The sequence below is a fragment of the Microcoleus sp. CAWBG58 genome (assembly GCF_020883045.1).
Taxonomy (GTDB): Bacteria; Cyanobacteriota; Cyanobacteriia; order Cyanobacteriales; family Microcoleaceae; genus Microcoleus.
The window spans coordinates 19477-41362 of record NZ_JAHRFA010000002.1; the positions used below are offsets into that span (position 1 = coordinate 19477).

Genomic DNA, 21886 nt, shown 5'->3' on the forward strand with positions numbered 1-21886 from the left:
TAATACAAACATAGTAGATTCTTGAATTTTTGTATCTAGAGAATGCAATATATTTTCAAGCTTTGAGCGCGCTCAAAGCTTGAAAATCATCCTGATTTTTGGTGAACCAGGGACTGTCTTCTTGGTGGCGAACTGGTTTTCTTGGCCTTGAGACTTTCTGGAGCTTTTAAAACCAGACCCGATATTCCTCCAGCAATGACCGCAAAAATCGGGTTAGCCATAGCGTTCAAAACACAGTCAAACATATACATAGTTACGGATACTGCCAGGACAGCAGCGGGCGCTACTTTCGGGTGAGACCAGGTTCTGGCGGGATACTTGAACGTAAACACGACAACAGGAAGTAAAAATGAAGAAAATAAACTAACTAAACCAACTATACCGTTGACGCCAAATGCAATAATCCACAAGCTGTCTGTGACCGAGATATCTTTACCGTACCCGTCGTACACGCGGTTTCCGCCCGAATCCCCCCAGCCAAAAATAAATCTTTGTCGTGCTTTATCTCCTAATATCTCTTCCATGTCAAATCTAAACTTCAGAGAGGCCGCCCGTTCTTCGCCAAATATGGGATTGACTACACTCATCACGTCGCGGCTCGAAAATTGACCCGATGCAGCTATGTACAGATAAAACGCTATATATCCAATTATGAATAGTAGTGGCAAAGAAGTGCGAAACCACTTAGCACCAAATAATATGAGCAACGCGATAAAAAATAAAGTATAGGCACCTGTAGAACGGCACAGGAAAAAAGCGATAGTTGATACAATTGCTAGAGTCTTAATGTTTTTGCCCTGAAACTTTTTGAGCGCCCCAGTTTGCCACAACCAAATTGCGATTAAGGCTGCTGTCATCATCCACACGCCCACCATCAAACCGTGCTGCATAAATACTACCGGTCTCCACCCCCCCATGCGCCTTGCTTGACCCCAGTCCTCAAATGCGTTGACGCCGTAAACCATTTGGTGCAGAAGTGGGCCCTTAACCCCTTCAACTAAAGTAAAAGGAATGTAGGCTAAACCACCTGCAAAAATCCCGATCGCCAATTGTCGCAGCCCGTCTAAACTACCCAGATACAACCGTCCAAAAAAATAAGGCAGCCCCCAACTAACGATTTGGTTGAAAGTCGGAGAAATCGGGCTACCGCCATTGGTAAGTTGTGAAATAATTGGAGACAAACAGCAAATTACCATTGGCACGTCCAGCCAACCAGGCTTAAATTTGGTGATGCGCTCAGTATCGTAGATCATAACGCCAAGCAAAATGGCGTAGCAAGATGCCGAAACTTTGGTATAGGCCGGGAATATGGGGATGGGATAAGAAACTTGTGGTAAAAACAGCCACGCTGCCACAAAAGTGATAATTACCGCCCGCTGAGTCGGAAACCTCACAAACAAGTAAAGAACGATCGGGATCAAACCGAACATCGTCAATGGGATTAATGCAGCCATAGGTTTTTTTGGCAGTAAAATGGTGGTAGAAAGACTACTTTATTTCCCGGATCTGAATTCTCGCTCTGACGATCGCCTCTTTACCCGATCTTGATAAAGCGGTTCTCAAGCGTGGTGAGGTATGCCCACGGAGACCTATGACGGAGGCCTATGCCCAATGCCCTATGCCCATGAGTACCTCATAGGGCAGCTCGAAAGGCTATAAATAGCTTTCTATTTGTACAGGTTGTCCGTTAATTGTGGCTGACGTTCGAGTGCGGTGTACAGTGCAGCCTCGAAGATATCGGTTGCATCCTCCCAGGTATAATGTATCACCGTGTCCAAAGCAGTCTCAGACATGGCCCGCCATTCGGCATCAGACAACTGACAAATCTGCTCGATCGCTTTTGCCATATCCTCTGGGTCTTCTGGTTTCACAAGTATTCCACCCCCGCCAGCTAGGAGTTCCGGAGCCGCGCCAGCAGGAGTGCCGATCACTGGAGTGCCACAAGCCATCGCTTCTAAAATTGGCAAGCCGAAGCCTTCGGTTTGGCTGGCAAACAGCCAAGCATCGCATTTGCTGTAAAGTTCTTTGAGTTCGTCTTGACTAGGTATCTTATAATACTCAATATTATGCTGCAACAAATTCGGAGGAGCAGTTTCGCCGGAACCAAAGGCAACTAAACGAAGATTAGGGATTCTTTTGGCCGCTAGATTGAAAGCTTCAATGGCAAGAGCACACCCTTTCCAAGGAGCTATAGAATAGTACATCCCGACTGTGGGAACTGACTGCTTGCCCCGCGGCTGCCCCGATCGCGATCGGGGGTCATAAAATTGTGTGGTGTCAACAGTCGGAGGCACGAGAGATACAGACAAATTACCAAATTCATTCCTAGCCTTGTCTTCCAGCCACTTAGCCACGGCAATTTTGTGCATCGGCAGCCGCCAAGTTGCATCTACTCGAGCTTTTGGTGTGTAGTCAAAAGCCTCGTAGTGTTGGAGAAAATATACTTTCGCTCCTTTGCTGGGGGAGAGTTTAGACACCCACTCGGCAGTTTCCCACCAAGTAGCCATGATAATATCGGCATCAGGTACGTCCCTGTCGGTAATTGGACGGTAGGTTTCGGTAACTCGACTTTCGACATCTATACGGTCAAAGTGAGACGGCCCTCTCGCCTGAGCGGGTTCCCAACCCTTACCTCTGACCACAGAGCGCAATTGTTGCATTAAACTTGGTCGTTCGTGAGGTGTAGAGACGATACATATTTTGTGTCCTCGCTGTTGGAGAATTTGTGTGTAGATAGACAAAACCCTCATGCCACCTGTAAGAGCAAGGGTAGGAAGGACAAAAGTAATTCTCATAGTATAGGTAGATGTGAAAGATCAAAACTGGTCGATCGAGCTTCTCCATCCTAATCTATTTGCACTGACGAGTCTCTTTTTGGGTTTGGCGCAGGGTTTAGGTCAAAGATCGAGGCGATCGTTACTTGATGTCGAGCCGGCCGTACTTTGTCGTCAGGGACTTTTGCCAATGACAAATCAGGAGATGTGTGAGAATTAGACAAGTCTAACCTTTAACAGATACATTTAACCCGGTAAATCTAGGAATCCACCCAAATCTACTGTGTATGGCATAATCTGGAAAGCTTGCAGCTTACCAGACATGGAGGTATCCCTCAAAGCTTTCAACAGAATATTGAAAGCGCCGTTTAAATCCCTGTCCAGAGTGTGTCCGCATTCGGGACATTTAAACGTTTTTAAGCCGCCCAACTTGCTATGGATATGACCGCATTTTGAGCAAGTCTTACTGGTGTACTCTTCTGTCACGTCTACTACAACACAACCGTACTTGGATGCTTGATGCTTCAACGTTTGTTTAAAACGATAATGACTCAAAGTTACCATCGCTCTAGCTGTCTTCGTGGCAAGTTTTCGCTTACCCTTTTTTACCATTTGCTGCGTTTCAAATGTTGGCAAGAAAATTAACTTATACTTGCTAACTAGGTAATTAGCCGCCTTATTGTGCAATTCCGAAACTAAGTTCTTAATCTTAACACGAATCCTGGCTGCTACTTTTCTCGATCGATACCGCAGCCGCTTAAACTGACTACCTTTGCTTTTTCCGAGCCGAGACATCAACTTGTCTAAATGTCTGGCTAACCGATAAATGCGACCGATATCACTTTTGCCTAATTTCAGTATATTATGACCGTCAAATCCTGTCATAAATGTTCTGATTCCCGGGTCTAAGGCAATCGCTAATTCGGATTGAGTCGGAGGCGGTGCAACAGTGTCAACCGCATAGCAGATAAACCATTGATCGTTGATAATACTAAGGGTTGGTTCGTGTTGCATTACCTCCACTATTGCTTCAGACGCTTTAAAAGACAAGCCTTTGGTTTCGCGCGGATAGAATGTGTTTGATTTCCAGTTTGCTGTTTGAAACCTAATAGTTTGAGTAGGAGCTTTACAACTTCTAAATTTGGCTGTACCTTGGGATTTACAAGCTGCTTTGTGTGCTTCGCAGGCTTGAAATACTGCTAGTTGACGCGGGTTGTATGGCTGTTGAGACACCCATTCAGGTGCTGAATCCATGATGCGTTTACGCAATTCATATTTACCGATTTTTTCATTTTTGAGAATGGCAATTGCTTGATTGTAACACCATCTGCTTGCGGCTATCCATGTCCGCCATTTCTGAGCTAGTTTTGTTTCCGGGTAGACTCTGATCTTTTTGGATAGTAGATTTGTCTTGACGCTGGGAGTAGAGTCCGCAATCGTCAGCCTGGATGATTCATAGGATATCTTCAACCATTTCTGGTTGGGGAGATAAGTCTGTTCGGCACAGAACCAGGAGTTAGCAATTTTGCTGTTGACAGATCCACTTGATAATATGGATCTGTCAACTCCTGGGCGCGAGTAGGTCAAAGCGATCGACGACCACAACTGTCTCGATATCTCCTGACATGACTTGTCCCAAAAAGGCAAGAATTTCTTGGCGCGTGAAGTTGAGTCCGTATCCAATGTATTGGAATTCATCATACACGGTGGTTTTTTGTTGATTACATAGTATCAATGTCTACCGCTATCTTCAAGGAATTTACAAGAAATCGTTTACTATACGAAAACAGCCTGAGCTTTCAAACATCCGTTGAACTCGGGTTGAGATTTTGGCCGGCAGTAACAGGAAACCAGTATTTGAGGTAGATGCGGTCAGAATTAGTGTCGAAACTGCTGGGTAGAAAACAGGACACCGCCGATGTGAGTTTTAGTAGAAGCACCCCACCAAACGATAATTGAGTTCCTATGCAGAATCCCGCGATCGCTGGCATCACTAGCGCAGAATTTCAAATTGCTGCTGTTAACATCAAAGCTTAACTTTTTCCGGCGCCAGTGGGAACCCGGCATGGTAATGGGCCCCGCACATAGTAGGGAGAACAGGAAACTATGTTAACTTCACGCTGTTGAGATTTCTCTACAGCAACTTTCAATCCTGCTTCAAAATGCTCCGTGGCATCTTTCCAAGAGTAATTGGTCACCTTAGCATAGGCGGCTTCCGACATGGCTTGCCACTGGGCATTTGACAAATGACACATAGATTCTATGGCTTTTGCCATTTCTTCGGGATCTTCTGGGCTGACAAGTATGCCAGTACCGCCGCTCAAAATTTCAGGAGCAGCGCCTGCTGTGGTACTGATGACGGGAGTGCGGCACGCCATCGCTTCGATAATTGGCAAGCCGAAGCCTTCAGAGCGACTCGCCAGCAGCCACGCATCGCATTTGCTGTAATAATCTTTGAGTTTGTCTTGGTCGGGTCTAATTACATACTCGGCATTGGCTGGTAGCGGCAATTCCGGGGATGGGGCCTCTGTACCGAAGGCAACCAGACGCAGGTTGGGAATTTTTTCAGCCGCTAGGGAAAAAGCTTTGAGTGCGATGTCGGTTCCTTTCCAGTAAATTGTAGAGTACATCATGCCAATGGTAGGAACCGATTGTTTGTGGCGAGGGCAGGCATAAAATTGCTTGGTGTCAACGCTCGGAGGAGCTGAGGAAACTTGGCTATCGCCATATTTAGTCCGAGCTAGGTCAACTAACCAGTCAGAAATCGTAATTTTGTGCATGGGTAGCATCCAGGTTGCTTCGACTCTACCTTCAGGTAGATAGTCAAAAACTTCATGGTGCTGGATAAAATAAGCTTTAGCTCCTTTGCTCGGGGAGAGTTTTGCTACCCACTCGGCGGTTTCCCACCAGGTGGCAACTACTACGTCAGCGTCAGGCACATCTTTGTCTTCTACTGGGCGCGAGCGATCGATAATTTTGTGTTCTACACTCAGATTATCGAAAAATGATGGTTCATTTTCAGGTGTGGAAATCCAACCCCTTCCCCGCAGCAGCGACTTGACTTGCTGGCGCAGACTCGCTGGGGTGTGGGGTACAGAGATGACGAACACGGAGTGCCCTCGTTTTCTCAAAAGTTCTGCGAAAATAGATACTACTCGTATTCCACCAGTCAGACACAGAGTTGGAAGAACAAAGGTGATTTTCATGTTTAACTCCCGCTGAATAATCCGACTCGGTTTCGACGCTGCGATGAGCGTGCTTTGTGAGAGCCGACAGGAAAGAGGGGCGGGTGAATCTTAATTACCGCTTTCCCGGTGTGGGCATAGAATCAAGCCTAGCGACTGTTCGCAACACCCCAGTATCGATGACAATTTCGCTGTCATTCTATTTATAGTAATGATGGATTCGATCGCGAAACTGTTCCGCAGGCATATTGTTTTGGGTCTCGGAAAGTTACTTCTCAAGACAGATACGCGATCTAACATCAGCTTTTTTCGCCCCACACGAAGCTCTACAACACTTCCTACCTAACATAACATCACTTGCTTATCTTACCGACAGATAGTTACGGTAAACCGAAACTCTCCAAACTTTAGTGTTGGGTAAAGGTAGCCAGCGTAACAATATTCCGGAGATTGACAATCGCCGTCCGGAAAACTGGGTTATAAAATCTTATTAAATTAAATTATTAGTTATAAGAAGTTGACTTACGATAGCTACTATCGCTAAAAATACTGATATTTGACTGTGTTTTCTAAGTTACTGCACGCTCTGTTTCGCTTAAAAATATATTATTTATTCTGAATTCAGAGATGTAATTTGCTCAAACACCTGCACGGACGCGAGCTAATTATGAAAGGGAATCGCGGAAATCACAGTCATGGATAGGTTAATCAGGAAAAACTGGTTTTTTTAACTGTTTTTCGATCTTTGTTGTCATAAATATCTTAAAAAACCGTTTGATGCGTCTGGACTGCTGAAAAAGGTAGGTTTGTCGATCGCTACAGAATATATAATTTGATTGGTATCAATTTAATTAACTGCCTGAGTTTTAAATTTTTTAATGGCAGGCGATCGCCTGAAAGTATCCCCAAAAGTGACTGCCACTTTTCCACCGAGTATGTAGCGTGCCCAACAGGTGTCTAAGTAATTACCGTAAAAATCAAGTTCCCCGAATTACCTAACGATCGTCTAAATATCACAGTAATTGTCAGGGTGCAGTGATATAGATCGTGGCAACCTTGACTCTTAATTGGTAGCCGCAGCTTAGCGGTATGTATCAAACGAGTTTGCTTACAAAAAAAATCCTGTTATGAAAGAATCAGATTTCCTGAGTTGGCGATTCGGAAGGACAATCGGTGTACTTTTGGGCGTTGTGCTGTCCAGGGTGGCAACGATATGGTTTGCTAGTTTTCACGCAGTCAACATTATGCGCCAGCGCAACAAAACCTCTAACTTTAAACAGATGTCTTCACACAAAGCATCTCTCTTTGGGAATAAATGAACTTTCAATTGTTGTACAGCATCAGTCAAAATCCCAGCAGCGTCCAATACGGTTTAGTTAAGAGAGTCCCGCAGTCATAACGATTTGAAAAATAGACACGGAGATTGCTTTGGGGCCCCATGGCTGCGGACAAAAAGTGTTAGCCCAAGGGTATTGGACTATAGTTGCTCAAAAACTGGCTAGTTAAAGAGGATTTGCCAAGCAATCATTGCGAGGGCTAAATCTGCGATCGCGTGGCTGATATAACTAGGCCACAGCGAACGGTAAGTTAGATAACAGTGCGACCAAATTATCCCGGCGGTGAAGACGGCGAAGGAGCCTAAAATCACAGCGCGCCAGTCGCTGTAGGCTGCGATTACAAAAATGTGGTGGAGGGTGAAAAATAGTGAACTGAGAAATATGGCTGGTTTTCCTGGTGTCAGAATCTGGCATTTGTTGCAGACAAACCACCGCCAAGTAAATTCTTCAATCAGCGAGTTAACTAGCACAAAATATGCTTCAACAATTAAGTAAATATTTTGGCTGTTGGTTCCCAATTGGCGAGCTTTTTCTTTGGCCGCTACAGGATCGATCCAGTGCTGGCCGAAAAGGCTGTAGATACCCACAATTACCGCAAACATGGCTATTCCCCAAATGGCTCCAGCCAGCAATTCTCGCCGCTTGGGGAGGGATAAATGCAGTTTTTGCCGATCGACTAAAACACACCAGGCGATCGGGAAAAGGAGCAACCAAAGTTGACACAAGGCTGATGCTGTTTGTCCCCAGCTTCCGGGGGCAATATACAAGCCTGTTATAATACCAATACTCGCAGCGGGGACGAGCAGTGTGAGAGCTAAGAGTGCTGTTTTGCGATCGCCAATTTCCAGCATTTTTCAGGCCACCTTTGAAAATTTGGATTGACATCAAAGGTAAAAGCTTGGCCGGTTCCCAGAGGTGATATAGCAGTCCTTGCAGGAGTCGTAAAGTTTTTTACCCCACCCCAACCCTCCCCTTATTAAGGGGAGGGAGTAAGAAATTCACAAATGATTTAGAATTGCCATACCAGTTTTACAAAAATTTAACTTTAGCCAAACCTGAAATTCTGATGCCGTCAGTCATGCCCAATCTAAAATCTAAAATCTAAAATAGTATGAGTTTTGTGCCGCTTATCAAGGTGGTGCGTCTTTGTTACATCCCAAAATATGCAGTTGCACAAAATTGAACAATCAGCCACTCAAGCCGTTTCGGCAACAACAAAATGTTCGTGCAAGAACATTTTGATTGGATTTTTGCATTTGCGGCTCCAAATACCATAAGATGATTGAATCCGTAGTAGCTGTGTATTTTGGCCCAATGGCGATCGCAATCGATTTTGGAACTAGCAACACCGTCGTCGCTCGCTGGAATCAGGCCCTCCAGCAGCCGGAAACTTTGAAATTACCGGGATTGTCGGCAATCTCGGTTCAAAATCCACCCCTAATTCCCAGTTTACTCTACGTTGAGGACGCTGCTCAAAGTAAAGTAATCATCGGTCAGCAAGTCCGCGACAAAGGCCTCGATCTGAGTGGAGATTCTCGGTTTTTTCGCAATTTTAAGCGGGGAATTGGCACTCCTGTGCAGGGTTTTGTGCCAGAACTTGACGGGCAAATTGTTAATTTTGAACGAGTCGGCGAGTGGTATTTGAGCCAAATTGTGAACTCAATTCGCAAACTGCCTTTGTCGGTAGATTCTTTGGTTTTTACTGTGCCGGTAGATAGTTTTGAAGCTTACCGCCATTGGTTGGGTAAAGTTTCTGAATCTCTGCAAGTGGAACAGGTGCGGATGTTGGATGAGCCTACGGCGGCTGCTTTGGGTTACGGTTTGGCCGATCGCGAAATTCTATTAGTGATTGATTTCGGCGGCGGCACTCTCGATATTTCATTGGTACGCCTCGATGTTAATGCCAACAAAAAGCCTTTGGGGTTTTTGCTGAAATGGGGCGAAAAGTTGTTAGCTGAATCTTCTGCACAAAAGACAAAAGTTGCCAGGGTTTTGGCTAAAGCCGGACAAAATTTAGGCGGTTCTGATATTGACAATTGGTTGGTTGACTATTTTGTTAAAACGAAAAAGTTGGCAAAATCTCCGATTACGATGAGATTGGCAGAAAGGTTAAAAATTCAGTTATCTTTGCTAAATAATGCGACTGAGGTTTATTTTGATGATGAAACTTTTGAGAGTTACGAATTAGAATTAGACAGATCGGGCTTTGAATCTATCCTCGCCGAACATCAATTTTTTGAGAACCTCGACGAGTGCATGAATCAAGTATTGCAGCAAGCGCGGCGCCAAGGCTTAGAAATTGGCGACATCAATGCAGTTTTGCTCGTTGGCGGTACTGTCCAAATTCCTGCGGTGCAGCGTTGGGTGCAGCAATATTTCGATCCGGCAAAAATTCGGTGCGACAAACCCTTTGAGGCGATCGCCCAAGGTGCTCTACAATTAAGTCAAGGCATAGAAATCAAAGATTTTCTCTATCACAGTTACGGCATTCGCTACTGGAACCGCCGCGACAATTGCCACAGTTGGCACAGTTTAATTAAATCCGGTCAGTCTTATCCGATGACCGAACCGGTAGAATTAGTCTTGGGAGCTTCTTTGGAAAATCAACCCAGCATAGAATTAATTATCGGCGAATTGGGATCCGAAACTGGTGGGACGGAGATCTATTTTGACGGCGACAGGCTAATTACTCGCCAACTCGCGGGCGAAAGATCCGTACAGCCGCTAAATGACAAAGACGGAGCTCGCAGTATCGCGCAATTGACGCCTCCTGGGTATCCGGGGAGCGATCGAGTCAAAATCTTCTTCCGCGTTGACGAACAGCGCTTTTTGCGGATTACTGTGGAAGATTTGCTAACCAATCAAAATTTGTTAGAGGATAGACCAGTGGTGCAGTTAAGTTAAGGTGTATTTCTAATTATAGGTTCGTAGTGAGGACTTCAGTCCTTTCTTTTCTAAGGTGTATTTCTAATTACAGGTTCGTAGTGAGGACTTCAGTCCTTTCTTTTCTGAGGACTAAAGTCCAGGTTCGTAGTGAGGACTTCAGTCCTTTCTTTTCTAAGGTGTATTTCTAATTACAGGTTCGTAGTGAGGACTTCAGTCCTTTCTTTTCTGAGGACTAAAGTCCAGGTTCGTAGTGAGGACTTCAGTCCTTTCTTTTCTGAGGACTAAAGTCCTCACTACGAACCTATTAGTTAAATTTCAGATTTGTGCACCACTACAGGCGTCCCCACCGAGGCCCAATTGAACAGCCATTTTGCATGATCTACAGCGACATTTGTGCAGCCGTGAGTGACGGGATTGCCAAACAAATTGTGCCAGTAAGCGCCGTGAATTGCCATACCTCCATCGTAATACATTGTATAGGGAACGTCGGGCACGTCGTAGTCATCGCCAGTCATTCTAGTAACGCGGTGTTTGGTTTGAATGGCAAAGGTTCCCGTCCGGGTGGGAGTCGATGATTTTCCAGTGGAAACATTGACAGCGTAAACGGATTTATTGCCTTCCCAAGCTACTAACTTTTGTCTGGACAAATCAATTTCAATCCAGCGCTGGTTGGATTCTTGCAACTGCATAATTCTATTGGCAATTATGTTGCGCTGTTGACCTGCAATTGCAGGTGTGTAACCGCCACAGACAGCAGCCAGAGTCAGCGCGAAACTGGCACAAAAAGTTCCAGCGCAGCGTAAATAATTTGAGTTTATAATGCTTTTCATTTCTCACACCTCTTGAATCTAGAAAACTATATCTTTGGAGGACTCCTTATTTACAGGATATCTCAAGGGATTGTGAGCAGCTTATTTTAGCAACATAATGTTAAGATTTTGGGCATAAATTTTCAAAATTCGATCCTCATCAACCCCCTTTAAACCAATACGCTACCCTGCAATTGTCAACTGTTTAAATCTTCATCTTAAAAATCTTATGCTTCAACTGTCAACTGTCAACTGTCAACTGTCAACTGTTTAACAAGTTGTTAAGTTTTGGGTGAGAGTTTTGGCAATTTCGACGATCGCCCGCCAATCTCGATTTTGCACTAAGTGTTTGGGAAATAAGTCTCCGGCTAAACCAACGGCGATCGCCCCAGCGTCAATAAATACCTTGGCATTTTCCAGCGTTACCCCGCCCGTGGGAATCAAAGGAATGTCGCCCAGAGGGCCTTGCAGGCTTTTCAGGTAAGCAGCGCCTCCCAAACCCGCGATCGGAAAAACTTTCACGCAGGTAGCACCTGCTTGCCACGCCGTCATAATTTCTGTGGGAGAAAAAGCACCAGGGACGATCGGCACTCTCGCATCAACTGCTGCTTGAATCATGGTTATATTGGTGTGGGGAGTAAACAGGAATTGAGCCCCGCAATCTATGGCTTGCTGCAACTGTTCTAAGTGTAATAAAGTGCCAGTACCAATAGTAAAATCGGGCAATTCTGAGCGGAGTTGCGAAATTAATTCAGCGGCTTTGTGGGTATTCCAGGTAATTTCAATAAATTGGATTCCTCCTGCTGCTACAGATTTTGCCATCTGCCAAGCGACTTCCTGTTCGGATGAACGGATCACGGCGATCGCGCGGTGTTTTTTTAGTAGTGTCAACCATGATTGATGATTCATGCTAACTGATTTTGCCCCCAGATAATTCTATACAGTTCAGATCGGAATACCGAGCGGTTGAAACCGCGTCTATACAAATAAAACCCACCTCCGTGGGTTGAAAATAGAGCGGTTGAAATTGCGTTATTTTTTTTACACTACAGGCGAGTTGACTGCGTTTGACTCCCTGGCTAGAGTAAGTAAAGCCTCAGCATCGGTCGGTTGTGCCATCCATATTACCAGAAAGAATTGGTTGAAAGCCTCTCCCCGATCGGGAGAAATTAAAATCAGACTCTCCATTACTCCAATCCTCCGACTTCTAGATAGAGGTCGCTCTCAAACTGTCAACGGTCAACGGTCAAAAGTCAACTGTTGAACGCCATTTGCAGAACCTCGCTCTACTCGTTGTAATGAGCAACAACTTTAGTCATTTTTCCAATGGAATTGACTTCCATAAACTCACCTGTTTTCGTGCCTTTTTGGTTGATGTAGTACAGCACAAGACTGGAAATTCCCCACATGACATCGAGCAGCTCAAACTTGAGGTTAGGATAAACTTCCAGGCCCTTTTTGAAATAGTTTCTTAGTGCTTCTTTGCCTGTGACTATCCCAGATGGTTCGTTGAGCATTTGCGCTGCGACAGGCGAGATCAGAATTACATCTTCTGCATAATGCGACATGATGCGATCGAGATTGTGAGTATTCCAAGCTTCTACCCAATCACGTGCAAGTTCGCGCGCTCTATCTTCGGTGAGGATCATAGTTTGCTATTGATTCCTGTATGCAACTAAAAAATTGGGGCGATTCCAGACAATTCCAGAACCACCCCAATTATCGATTTTAAGCTTTAGATGAAATCTAAAATCTAAAATCTAAAATTTAAAATCGTTTAGGCAATTGTCGCCATTTTGACATCGCTGTTAGCTAACAAATTTTGCAATTCATCAGCATCGACAGTTTCCTTGTCAACTAACATATCTGCCAAGGCGTTCAGCACGTGGCGGTTGCCGACGAGCACGTCTTTAGCGCGACGGTAAGCTTCTTCTACCAACAAGCGAACTTCATCGTCGATCGTAGCTGCGGTTTCTTCAGAAAAGTCACGTTCGGCCATGATATCGCGACCCATGAACATATTCCCTTGTTGGCGACCGAGAGCTACAGGGCCTAGCCGATCGCTCATACCGAAGCGAGTTACCATTTGGCGTGCTACTCTGGCTACTTGTTGCAAGTCATTGGAAGCGCCAGTTGTGACTTCTTCCTCGCCGAAGACAATCTCTTCAGCGATGCGGCCGCCCAAAGCTACCGCCATTTGATTTTGCAAGTAAGAGCGAGAATACAAGCCAGAATCCATGCGATCTTCGCTAGGTGTGAACCAAGTCAAACCGCCAGCGCGGCCGCGGGGGATAATGCTGATTTTCTGTACGGGATCGTAGTCGGGCATCAGGGCACCAACTAAAGCGTGACCGGCTTCGTGGTAAGCTACCAAAGTTTTGCGTTTTTCGCTCATCACGCGGTCTTTCTTTTCTGGGCCGGCGAGCACGCGATCGATCGCATCATTGACTTCATCCATCGAGACTTCAGTCAAATTGCGACGGGCGGCCAAAATTGCTGCTTCATTGAGCAGGTTAGCCAAATCAGCACCGGTGAAACCGGGAGTGCGGCGGGCGATTTTTTCCAAATCCACGTCTTTCGACAAGGTTTTGCCGCGGGCGTGAACGTTAAGAATTTCGAGGCGGCCGGAGAAATCGGGGCGATCGACCACAACTTGGCGATCGAAGCGGCCCGGGCGCAGCAGCGCAGCATCCAGCACGTCGGGGCGGTTCGTAGCAGCAATCAAAATGATGCCTGTATTGCCTTCAAAACCGTCCATTTCGGTCAGTAACTGGTTCAGGGTTTGTTCCCGTTCGTCGTTACCACCGCCCAAACCAGCTCCGCGCTGGCGGCCTACGGCGTCAATTTCATCAATAAATACGATACAAGGAGCGTTTGTTTTAGCTTGTTCAAACAAGTCGCGGACGCGGGAAGCACCGACACCGACGAACATTTCGACAAATTCCGAACCGGAAATCGAGAAGAAAGGAACGCCAGCTTCTCCAGCGACTGCTTTGGCGAGCAAGGTTTTGCCTGTTCCGGGAGGGCCGACTAGCAGCACGCCTTTGGGGATTTTAGCTCCGACTGCGGTGAAGCGATCGGCATTTTTCAGGAAGTCCACGACTTCAGCGAGTTCTAGCTTGGCTTGTTCGATGCCGGCTACATCGCCGAAAGTCACCTGAGTTTGAGGCTCCATTTGGACTCTAGCTTTCGATTTGCCGAAGTTCATGGCTTGATTGCCGGGCCCGTTTTGGGCGCGCCGCACCAGGAAAAACAGTCCCACCAAGAGCAGGATCGGGAAGAACAGGCTGCTGAGGGCTTTTACCCAGAAGCCTTCGTCGTTTTGGGGCAGAACTGAAATATCTACCTTATTTTTGGTCAGGATGTTAATCAGTTCGGGGTCGTTAGGCAGGTTGACGATTACCTTGCTGCCGTCTTGAGCCGTTACGAGAGCTTTGCTGCGATCGGAACTGATATTTATTTTGTCTACTCTGTTGCCTTCGACTTCCTGAATGAATTGGCTGTACTTCCAAACTTCCCGACTAGGGGGCTGTTTGTCAAAAAATGCCGTGGCTAGGGCAATGACTACAATAGCCAGCAGTGCGTACAGTCCAGCGTTTCTCCACCGTTTATTCACCGAGGTCGATCCTCCTAATTATTTAGTCCCTGCGATCAGGGAATTTTTATTTATGTTCATCAATCTTAACCTAATTGTAACTTATTTTTGTGTTATCAGGAATCCCGGCAAGGGCGATCGCTCGTCTGAGGTCGTGGAAACCGAACTGCCCTGAAAGCCGTCAGGAGATGGGAGTGCTTTACTAAGGAGTCACATATAGCATAAATTAAAAATTGTCAAGCCTTTAGTCGAAGTAATCTTGAGGGGGCGGACTCCTGATAAGATCTCTGAGTCAGGGCTGCATTGGTGTAGGATGTTCCTGTTTATTCACTCTTCATATACAACGATCGACCGTTGAGGAACCGTCCGAAGATTTCAAGCCTCAGCATTAAAACAGTCTAGCCTACCCATTGCCATCACTTTGCCAGATTAAAAATTGAGTTAAGAGCGAGAGATATTCGGCATTCCAATACAGACAGTCACTTTAATAATTGTGTAAATTTAGATAATCAAAAAAAAATGAAGTGCAATATTTGTGATTCTCCAACAAACAGCTTTGCAGCGGCTACGGTACTAAAAAAATATAGAGTTGAGTATTTTCAATGCTCAAATTGCGGATTTGTTCAAACCGAGGAACCGTACTGGCTTGAGGAGGCTTATTCTGAAGCCATAGCTAGCAGCGACGTGGGAATGTTATCGAGAAGCACGATGTTCTCCACCGCAGCCAATAATATTATTTTTAATTTGTTTAATCACCGCGCTAAATTTTTAGACTACGGGGGCGGCTACGGTGTATTTGTTCGGATGATGAGAGATTTAGGATTTGATTTTTCATGGCATGATAAATATTGCAAAAATATATTTGCACAAGGCTTTGAAGCCGAGGCAAACAGCAGCTACCGCTACGAATTAGTAACAGCATTTGAAGTGTTTGAGCATTTTGTTGACCCGCTGTCGGAGGTCGAAAAAATCTTCAAATATTCTCCCAATATTTTATTCAGTACCAAATTGCTGCCAGCCAACAATCCCCAGCCCAGCGAATGGTGGTACTATGCCCTAGATGAAGGTCAGCACATTTCTATTTATACCACCAAGGCACTGTCTGTAATTGCCGAAAAATTCAATTTAAATTTTTACTCTAACGGCGATTCTTTGCACCTCTTGACAGAAAAAGAAATCCCGCCTCAACTTTTTCAAAGCCTATCATATTGCCAAGAACCGGAATTGAAAAAAGCCTCATTACTCCAAGAGGATTACGAGGCAGCTTTGAGAAAAATTGCCGACATAGAGAACCGCAAATCAATGAGAACTCCAGCAGCCCTATCTCCTAAAAATTTAAAAAAGATTGTGATTGACGGCGTATTTTATCAGCTTAACAGCACCGGCATTGGTCGCGTCTGGACATCGCTGCTAGAAAATTGGGCAGAAAATGGTTTTGCTAAACAAATTATAGTTCTTGACAGAGCGGGAACCGCCCCCAAAATTCCCGGCATCCAGTACCGGAATGTAGCCCGCTACGACTACAGCCAAACCGATGCAGACCGCCAAATGCTACAGCAAATCTGCGATGAAGAAAAAGCCGATTTATTTATTTCTACTTATTATACAACGCCTTTGTCAACGCGATCGGTATTCATGGCCTATGACATGATTCCAGAGTTGATGGGACAAAATCTTGCTCATTCCGAGTGGAGAGAAAAGCATTGCGGTATCCGTCACGCCTCAGCCTACATCGCCATTTCCGAAAATACAGCCCGCGATTTAGTTAAGGTTTTTCCGCAGATATCTTCAGCTTCTGTAGCTGTAGCGCACTGTGGAATAGACGCCAATTTCTCGCCAGCCGATAGAGAAGAAATAGCAGGTTTTAAGTCAAAGTACGGCATTGCTAAACCCTATTTTCTTTTGGTAGGCGAGAGGGTAGGCTGGCATGGTTACAAGAATGGGATATTATTCTTCAAAGCCTTTTCTCAACTTGCCAATAAGTTTGACTTTGATATAGTCTGCACAGGCGGAAAACCTGTATTAGAACCCGATCTGCAATTGTATTGTTCTGGAATCACTGTCCGCACGCTGCAACTAAGCGATAGCGAATTGAGAGTTGCTTATTCGGGTGCTGCGGTATTAGTTTATCCGTCGAAATATGAAGGCTTTGGGTTACCAGTCATCGAGGCTATGGCTTGCGGTTGTCCAGTCATCACTTCTCCAAACGGTTCGATTCCGGAAGTAGCAGGAAAAGCAGCGGTTTATGTAGGTGGCGATGATGTCAGCGGGCTTGTCAAGGCTTTGCGGGAAATACAGAAGCCTGCTGTCCGCCACTCATTAATTGCGGCGGGTTTAGAGCAAGCTAAGATGTTTTCCTGGTCGAAAATGGCTGCAACTGTTAGCTCAGTTTTGGTTCAAGTAGCTGAGCGTTCCGCTCAACCGCAAGCCGATCCAGCCTTACAGAGCGAATTATCGAATTATGACACATCGCAGCCTGTCCCGTCAGATTTCAAAGTATCTGCGATCGTTTCTACCTACAACTCAGAAAAGTTTATTCGCGGCTGCTTGGAAGACTTGGCAAACCAAACGCTTTACCAAAAAGGCGAACTGGAAATCATTGTCATTGACAGCAATTCCGAACAGAATGAAGGAGATATCGCCCGGGAGTTTCAAGCGAAATATCCCAACATAATTTATTGCCGGATACCGCAGCGAGAAACAATTTATGCCGCTTGGAATCGAGGAATAGAGATGTCGCGCGGCAGATACATTACTAATGCTAACGCTGACGACAGACACCGCCCCGATGCCTTGGAAATCATGGCTAATTATTTGGACTCGCAACCAGAAACTGCTCTGGTTTACGGCGATCAATTAATTACGAATGTTGTTAATGATACCTGGGTGGCGACGCAAGCTCAAACGCGGTGGAATTGGCCAGACTTTTCCTATGGGGAACTGGAACGACGCTGCATCCTGGGTTCTGGGCCAATGTGGAGAAAATCGCTACACGAAAAACACGGCTATTTCCGAGCAGAATTGACTGCTGCTGGCGATTACGAATTTTGGTTGCGGGCGGGAAAAACCGAAAATATGTGCCGCATCCCGGAAATACTTGGGCTTTACTACCACAACGAGCAAGGTTTAGAACATGGTTCAGGGCGATCGCAACAAGAAACGCTTAAGATATGGAATGAATACGGCATCATCCGCCGAGGTATCAAACCCATCACTACCGTCCCCGTTGCCATCTCTGTGTCACAGCTAAATGCCATGCCCTACCGCACGCCCGAAACAGCACTCGTCAGCATCATCATCCCCTGCTACAACCACGCCAATCTACTCAGAGAAGCTGTTGAAAGTGTTGTCAATCAAACCTATCAAAATTGGGAGTGCATCATTGTCAACGACGGTAGCACCGACGATACCAGCAACTTCGCCAATTATTTAATTCAATTATATCCTCAAAAAGCGCTGCGCCTCATCGACAAACCCAACACGGGGCCCGCTGATTCCAGAAATATTGGTGTTCAGCAATCGTCAGGAAAGTTTGTTTTATTTCTAGATGCCGATGATAAAATTCATCCCAAATTTCTAGAGGAGTGCGTTGAAGTTTTAGCAGCGAAACCGGAGGTGGGTTTTGTTTATACAGATGTGCAGCACTTCGGAGCAAACTGCGATTTAGTCAACCACGGCGATTTTGACCCCAATAAGTTTTTGAGAGACAATCAAGCCCCGGCGACTTCCTTATTTAGAAGAGAAATTTACGAGCAAGTAGGCGGCTTGAAAAAAGTGATGAAGCTGGGATGCGAAGATTGGGAATTTTGGATTTCTGCCTATGAAAAAGGCTGGTTAGGCGATCGTTTGCCTCAGCCTTATCTCTACTACAGGCAACACGGCGACGGCTCTAGCAGAACCCAAAAAATGGCGGGAGAGCGCGCCAAATTAGACTTGATGAGGGCTACAATTGTTCGCCTGCACTCTCAACTTTACAAACCAGAAGAAGTGCGTTGGTCAGAAAAAGTTTGGCAGCAACACGGTAACTTAATTGCTGATGAAGTGGCTCAACTGAATGCACCGCAACAGTTTTTAGATTCCCTTCCTCAGTACCTGGGAGAGTATCAAAAAGACCAAACCAATCAAGTTGCTCTCGCTCACATCCGCCAACTGCGCCGACAACTTGCCGATTATTTTGTGAATCTCCCGGCAGAGAAACTAGAAACTGCCTATTCCGGTGAGGCAGGTAAGGCACATCAAATGCTGCTTCACAGCACGATCAAATATGAAGCAATCACAGATACTGAACAGAGTTTAATCGGTCAACTGGAAACACATCTATCCCAGGGAATTAAAACTCTGAAAGATGTTAGCTACTTACTAGCAGCCTCTCTTTACCGTCGTGCCGATCAGTTATTGCTAAAGTATGAAAATGCAGCTATACCCAATTGGTTTGTCAACGACTATCTCAAGTTTATGTTTGCCGCGCCGACTCTCTTTCAAGAACTAGGAGAGGCTGACAATTATTGCCGCTACTTTCAGGGCTGGGTTAGTTACGTCCACCGCAATATATTCCAAAACCAGAATTCACAAATTTGGCAGGAAATTGCCTGGTTTTTCACTCAAACCGCTAACTTTATCCCTTTGTATTTCAATAGCGAAAATCTCAAGCAGGTTTACACCAAACGGGCAGAAATCATTGAATTTGCGATGAAAAATCGCGGGGCTGCCATTGATTGCATTTTTCCGGCGAGGCCTGCAAACAGACAGAAAATTCGCGTCGGAGTTCTGACTAAGCATTTCGGGGCGATGACGGAAACTTTCGCGACTTTGCCTGCTTTTGAATATCTGAATCGAGAACAGTTTGAAATTATTTTGTATGCTATCAATTTGGATGGTAATAAATTAGAACAGTATTGCCAGAGTCGCGCGGATAGGTTGGTGCAATTGCCGAGTGATTTGCCAAGTCAAGTTCAGACTATCCGCGCTGATGACTTAGATATTCTGTTGGTTGCTACGAATATTACTGCTGTCACTCATCCGATTAGTTTGCTGGCGCAGCATCGATTGGCGCGGGTACAAACTACTTGTTTTAATTCTCCTGTGACTACGGGAATGCGCCACGTTGACTATTATATTGCTGGCAAGTTGATGGAACCTGCCATTGAGGGACGCACGCACTATCGCGAGGAATTAGCCACTGTTGACGGTTTGGGTTGCTGTTTTAGCTATACCCTCGAACCCTATACTCCGAATCTTCAAATGACTAGAAGTAGCCTGGGGATTTCTGAGGAATCGGTTGTGTTTATTTCCAGCGCTAATTTGTATAAGTTGGTGCCGGAGTTAAGGGAAACTTGGGCGAAGATTTTGGCTGCTGTTCCTAATTCCATACTGTTTTTAATGCCTTTTGGCCCTAGCTGGACTAATTATTATCCTGGGGCGGCTTTTGTGAATAATATGCAAGGGATTTTGGCGAAGTATGGGGTTGAGAGTCAGCGTTTGCGGGTGGTGAAGGCTTTGCCGAATCGTGCGGATGTCAAGGAAGTTTTGAAGTTGGGTGATGTTTATTTGGATTCTTACCCCTATGGGGGGACTACTTCTCTGGTGGATCCGCTGGAGGTGGGATTGCCAACTGTTGTCAGGGATGGTGATACTTTACGATCGCGCATGGGAGCAGCAGTGGTACGATCGCTCTTGATGCCCGATTTAATCGCCCGTGACGAGGCATCCTACATTCAGCTAGCCGTCAATCTCGCCACAAATCCGCAACTGCGCCAGCAAAAACGCCAGGAAATAGTGCAGAAAATGCAGGCAAATCCCGCCTGTTTTGACAGTGTGGCATACTCGGGGGCGATCGCAAAACTATTTCAAGAACTCTTTAGCAACTGGCAAACCAGCCACCTAGAAGCCTCCCGCAGCTTGCAGGATAGCATTCCCAAACAGCCAGACTTGGGTGAGAAACTCTTGCATAACGTCCAGCTTTACCAAAGAAACTCATCAAACATCTCAGCAATATCCGAACTCCGCCAAATCCGCAAACAAATCGCTGATTTCTGGCTAAATGTTCCCACCGAAAACCTGGAAGCCACCTATAAAAGTGCTGCCGGAAAAAGCTATCAAATGCTGCTGCACAGCTACTTTCAACATCAAGCGATGATGGAAGGCGAACAAATATTTTTGCAGCAACTAACCCAGATTAGCAAAGGATTAGTGCATCCTAAAGCTGTCAACGCCTTGCTCGCAGCAATGCTGTATTTCCCGCCGGGAACCATGCGGATTCCCGACGCTCGCAACCGCTTGCCACACTGGTTAATCGGCGATTACAAACAAGTTTTTGAAACAGAAGATACCGTCGAGAAGGAGTCAAGTTCTGACTTACTCGCTCAATACATTCAATCGCCGCAATTTGTAAATCAACTATTAGGATGCGTCAATCTTTACCGGATCGATCCGTCAGACGAATCGGTAGTTTTGGAACTCCGCCAAATCCGCAAACAACTGGCTGATTTTTGGCTGATTGTTCCCACAGAAAAACTAGAAAATGTTTACCGAGGGGAAGTTCGCAAAGCATATCAAGCAATACTTAACTGCGGCTTGCAAGCACAATCAATGACTGAAGCCGAACACAACTTTTTGCAGCAAGTAACCGAAATTAGCAAAGGGTTAGTGCATCCTCAAGCTATCAATGCTTTGCTGGGTGGAATGCTGTACTTTGTACCCGGAAAAATGCGGGTTTCCGACCCTCGCACCCGCTTGCCACAGTGGTTGATTGACGATTACGAAAAAATCTTTGAAATCCCATTCGCGGACAATCAACAAACGATTGTCAACCAAGATTATCTCCCGCAGTTTCTCAATCAATTAACTGCTGCCCTGAATCTTTATGAAATCGAACCGACGGCGGAAATGGTAATAGCAGATTTGCGGGAAATTCGCAAACAAATTGCTGATGTGTGGCTGAAGGTTTCCGGCGAACAACTTGAACTTTTGTACCGGAGCGATTTGGGTAAAGGTTACAAGGCAATGCTCGGGAGTGGGTTTGTTAACGAGCCGCTGACTGATACTGAACGTACTGTTTTGAATGCGTTGGTGGGTGAGTTGAGTAAAGGGTTTGGAATGCCTCAAGCTGTGAATTATTTGTTGGCTGCGAGGCTGTTTTGTCGCGCTGGACAGTTGCAAGTTCAGGATGCGGATAGTTGTTTACCTGAATGGTTGTTTGAGGATTACGAGCAGTTTGTTGGGGGTGCGGTTCAGGTGGCTGTGAAGTAAACAGTTGACGGTTGACAGTTGACAGTTGACAGTTGACCATGGGAGAGCGACC

At 45.7% G+C, this 21886-nt stretch carries 12 protein-coding genes; 2 read left to right on the forward strand and 10 right to left on the reverse strand.

Annotated elements, in window-relative coordinates:
* Nucleotides 1-86: 86 nt before the first annotated feature.
* The 5 genes from QZ918_RS00970 to QZ918_RS00990 all read right to left on the reverse strand — a co-directional run bounded on the left by QZ918_RS00970 (nucleotide 87) and on the right by QZ918_RS00990 (nucleotide 8147).
* A complete protein-coding gene (locus QZ918_RS00970) occupies nucleotides 87-1454 on the reverse strand; it encodes an O-antigen ligase family protein (RefSeq protein ID WP_293329973.1) in 1368 nt (455 codons plus the stop codon).
* A gap of 213 nt (nucleotides 1455-1667) precedes the next feature.
* Nucleotides 1668-2795, reverse strand: a complete 1128-nt coding sequence (locus tag QZ918_RS00975) for a glycosyltransferase family 4 protein (protein WP_293329976.1) — start codon at nucleotides 2793-2795, stop codon at nucleotides 1668-1670.
* A gap of 225 nt (nucleotides 2796-3020) precedes the next feature.
* Nucleotides 3021-4475 carry an RNA-guided endonuclease InsQ/TnpB family protein gene (locus QZ918_RS00980; protein ID WP_293142584.1) on the reverse strand — a complete coding sequence of 485 codons (1455 nt, stop codon included), beginning with the start codon at nucleotides 4473-4475 and terminating at the stop codon, nucleotides 3021-3023.
* 332 nt (nucleotides 4476-4807) lie between these two features.
* A complete protein-coding gene (locus tag QZ918_RS00985) occupies nucleotides 4808-5980 on the reverse strand; it encodes a glycosyltransferase family 4 protein (protein ID WP_293148032.1) in 1173 nt (390 codons plus the stop codon).
* Between the two features lie 1477 nt (nucleotides 5981-7457).
* Nucleotides 7458-8147 (reverse strand): CPBP family intramembrane glutamic endopeptidase, encoded by a 690-nt coding sequence (locus QZ918_RS00990; RefSeq protein ID WP_293148030.1) that lies wholly within the window; start codon nucleotides 8145-8147, stop codon nucleotides 7458-7460.
* A gap of 463 nt (nucleotides 8148-8610) precedes the next feature.
* On the opposite strand from QZ918_RS00990, the gene QZ918_RS00995 reads away from it, so the two are divergent.
* The gene (locus QZ918_RS00995) at nucleotides 8611-10200 is read left to right on the forward strand and encodes an Hsp70 family protein (protein ID WP_293330227.1); all 1590 of its coding nucleotides are present in this window, start codon (nucleotides 8611-8613) and stop codon (nucleotides 10198-10200) included.
* A 290-nt stretch (nucleotides 10201-10490) separates the two neighbouring features.
* On the opposite strand, the gene QZ918_RS01000 is transcribed toward QZ918_RS00995, so the two are convergent.
* The 5 genes from QZ918_RS01000 to ftsH3 form a co-directional block, all read right to left on the reverse strand.
* Entirely contained in the window at nucleotides 10491-11012 is a 522-nt protein-coding gene (locus tag QZ918_RS01000; protein WP_293148028.1) for a L,D-transpeptidase, read from the reverse strand.
* Between the two features lie 249 nt (nucleotides 11013-11261).
* On the reverse strand, nucleotides 11262-11900 hold the full coding sequence (locus QZ918_RS01005) for a bifunctional 4-hydroxy-2-oxoglutarate aldolase/2-dehydro-3-deoxy-phosphogluconate aldolase (protein WP_293329979.1): 639 nt from the start codon (nucleotides 11898-11900) through the stop codon (nucleotides 11262-11264).
* 132 nt (nucleotides 11901-12032) lie between these two features.
* Nucleotides 12033-12179 (reverse strand): hypothetical protein, encoded by a 147-nt coding sequence (locus QZ918_RS01010; protein WP_293329982.1) that lies wholly within the window; start codon nucleotides 12177-12179, stop codon nucleotides 12033-12035.
* A 98-nt stretch (nucleotides 12180-12277) separates the two neighbouring features.
* On the reverse strand, nucleotides 12278-12640 hold the full coding sequence (locus QZ918_RS01015) for a YybH family protein (RefSeq protein ID WP_293329985.1): 363 nt from the start codon (nucleotides 12638-12640) through the stop codon (nucleotides 12278-12280).
* A gap of 128 nt (nucleotides 12641-12768) precedes the next feature.
* The gene (gene ftsH3 / locus QZ918_RS01020) at nucleotides 12769-14607 is read right to left on the reverse strand and encodes an ATP-dependent zinc metalloprotease FtsH3 (protein WP_293148020.1); all 1839 of its coding nucleotides are present in this window, start codon (nucleotides 14605-14607) and stop codon (nucleotides 12769-12771) included.
* 498 nt (nucleotides 14608-15105) lie between these two features.
* Here ftsH3 and QZ918_RS01025 point away from each other — a divergent pair, with 498 nt between their 5' ends.
* Nucleotides 15106-21834, forward strand: coding sequence for a glycosyltransferase (locus QZ918_RS01025; RefSeq protein ID WP_293329988.1), 6729 nt, complete (start codon nucleotides 15106-15108; stop codon nucleotides 21832-21834).
* Nucleotides 21835-21886: the final 52 nt, after the last annotated feature.

What these genes read in the sequence shown, in the direction of transcription:
- QZ918_RS01015 (WP_293329985.1), bottom strand. Translation starts at nt 12,640, where the DNA reads ATGATCCTCACCGAAGATAGAGCGCGCGAACTTGCACGTGATTGGGTA.
- QZ918_RS00970 (WP_293329973.1), bottom strand. Translation starts at nt 1,454, where the DNA reads ATGGCTGCATTAATCCCATTGACGATGTTCGGTTTGATCCCGATCGTT.
- QZ918_RS00975 (WP_293329976.1), bottom strand. Translation starts at nt 2,795, where the DNA reads ATGAGAATTACTTTTGTCCTTCCTACCCTTGCTCTTACAGGTGGCATG.
- QZ918_RS01000 (WP_293148028.1), bottom strand. Translation starts at nt 11,012, where the DNA reads ATGAAAAGCATTATAAACTCAAATTATTTACGCTGCGCTGGAACTTTT.
- QZ918_RS00985 (WP_293148032.1), bottom strand. Translation starts at nt 5,980, where the DNA reads ATGAAAATCACCTTTGTTCTTCCAACTCTGTGTCTGACTGGTGGAATA.
- QZ918_RS00980 (WP_293142584.1), bottom strand. Translation starts at nt 4,475, where the DNA reads ATGATGAATTCCAATACATTGGATACGGACTCAACTTCACGCGCCAAG.
- QZ918_RS01025 (WP_293329988.1), top strand. Translation starts at nt 15,106, where the DNA reads ATGAAGTGCAATATTTGTGATTCTCCAACAAACAGCTTTGCAGCGGCT.
- QZ918_RS01010 (WP_293329982.1), bottom strand. Translation starts at nt 12,179, where the DNA reads ATGGAGAGTCTGATTTTAATTTCTCCCGATCGGGGAGAGGCTTTCAAC.
- QZ918_RS01005 (WP_293329979.1), bottom strand. Translation starts at nt 11,900, where the DNA reads ATGAATCATCAATCATGGTTGACACTACTAAAAAAACACCGCGCGATC.
- QZ918_RS00995 (WP_293330227.1), top strand. Translation starts at nt 8,611, where the DNA reads ATGGCGATCGCAATCGATTTTGGAACTAGCAACACCGTCGTCGCTCGC.
- QZ918_RS00990 (WP_293148030.1), bottom strand. Translation starts at nt 8,147, where the DNA reads ATGCTGGAAATTGGCGATCGCAAAACAGCACTCTTAGCTCTCACACTG.